The sequence below is a fragment of the Exiguobacterium undae DSM 14481 genome (assembly GCF_000620805.1).
Lineage (GTDB): Bacteria > Bacillota > Bacilli > Exiguobacteriales > Exiguobacteriaceae > Exiguobacterium_A > Exiguobacterium_A undae.
Genome location: NZ_KK211187.1, coordinates 46788 through 47973, shown reverse-complemented (window position 1 = coordinate 47973; position 1186 = coordinate 46788). Strand labels below are relative to the sequence as shown.

General features: G+C 48.1%; 10 tRNA genes and 1 other annotated feature. All 10 genes read left to right on the top strand.

The annotated features are described in order from the left end of the window. Positions 1–84 (top strand) — a sequence feature (5S ribosomal RNA rRNA prediction is too short). An 82-nt stretch (positions 85–166) separates the two neighbouring features. Continuing rightward, positions 167–242, top strand: a tRNA-Asp gene (locus tag P397_RS0100960). A gap of 25 nt (positions 243–267) precedes the next feature. Continuing rightward, positions 268–343: transfer RNA gene (locus tag P397_RS0100955), tRNA-Phe, on the top strand. 9 nt (positions 344–352) lie between these two features. Next, positions 353–428 (top strand) — tRNA-Thr (locus tag P397_RS0100950). 10 nt (positions 429–438) lie between these two features. After that, a tRNA-His gene (locus P397_RS0100945) sits at positions 439–514 on the top strand. 26 nt (positions 515–540) lie between these two features. After that, positions 541–616: transfer RNA gene (locus P397_RS0100940), tRNA-Lys, on the top strand. A gap of 9 nt (positions 617–625) precedes the next feature. Beyond that, positions 626–709: transfer RNA gene (locus P397_RS0100935), tRNA-Leu, on the top strand. Between the two features lie 9 nt (positions 710–718). After that, positions 719–793 (top strand) — tRNA-Gly (locus tag P397_RS0100930). Positions 794–829: 36 nt separating this feature from the next. Further along, a tRNA-Leu gene (locus P397_RS0100925) sits at positions 830–912 on the top strand. 8 nt (positions 913–920) lie between these two features. After that, positions 921–994: transfer RNA gene (locus P397_RS0100920), tRNA-Arg, on the top strand. A gap of 6 nt (positions 995–1000) precedes the next feature. After that, positions 1001–1077: transfer RNA gene (locus P397_RS0100915), tRNA-Pro, on the top strand. The last annotated feature ends 109 nt before the right edge of the window (positions 1078–1186 follow it).

Below are 1186 nucleotides of genomic sequence, written 5' to 3'. Positions count from 1 at the left end.
TCACACCCGTTCCCATGCCGAACACGGAAGTTAAGCACTTGAACGCCGAAAGTAGTTGGGGGCTTCCCCCTGTGAGGATAGGACGTTGCCAGGCATACTTTTTTAATAAAGTATTTGACAATTTTGACTGATTGATATAGTATTATAGAAGTCGTCAAGTTACCACGGTCCTGTGGTGTAGCGGTTAACATGCCTGCCTGTCACGCAGGAGATCGCGGGTTCGAATCCCGTCAGGACCGCCATTTTTATTTACCGAATTTTACTTATGGCTTTGTAGCTCAGTCGGTAGAGCAGAGGACTGAAAATCCTCGTGTCGGCGGTTCGATTCCGTCCAAAGCCACCATTTACACCTGCCGGTGTAGCTCAGCTGGTAGAGCAACTGACTTGTAATCAGTAGGTCGCGGGTTCGACTCCTGTTGCCGGCACCATCTTAATATGGCGGTTGTGGCGAAGTGGTTAACGCACCGGATTGTGATTCCGGCATTCGTGGGTTCAATTCCCATCAGTCGCCCCATTTTATGTTTTTAATTTCATATTTTTGTGTCATTAGCTCAGTTGGTAGAGCATCTGACTTTTAATCAGAGGGTCGCAGGTTCGAATCCTGCATGACACACCATTTTTTTATGCGGGTGTGGCGGAATTGGTAGACGCGCTAGATTTAGGATCTAGTGTCTTTGACGTGGGGGTTCAAGTCCCTTCACCCGTACCATTTATAAATGCGGAAGTAGTTCAGTGGTAGAATACGACCTTGCCAAGGTCGGGGTCGCGGGTTCGAATCCCGTCTTCCGCTCCAATTTTTAATCCAATGTAACAACAAATAGCATAATTTGCGGTCGTGGCGGAATGGTAGACGCGCTAGGTTGAGGGCCTAGTGGTGGCAACACTGTGGAGGTTCAAGTCCTCTCGACCGCACTTATTATGCACCCTTAGCTCAGCTGGATAGAGTACTTGACTACGAATCAAGGGGTCGGGAGTTCGAATCTCTCAGGGTGCACTTTTTCGGGAAGTAGCTCAGCTTGGTAGAGCACTTGGTTTGGGACCAAGGGGTCGCAGGTTCGAATCCTGTCTTCCCGACCATTATTATTTTCATATCGGACTTTGAAAACTGAACGATGAGGCAAAAAACGTATCTTCGGATACAAACAATGAATGAAGCGCAAGCTTCGTCAACGTGACTTCGGTCACA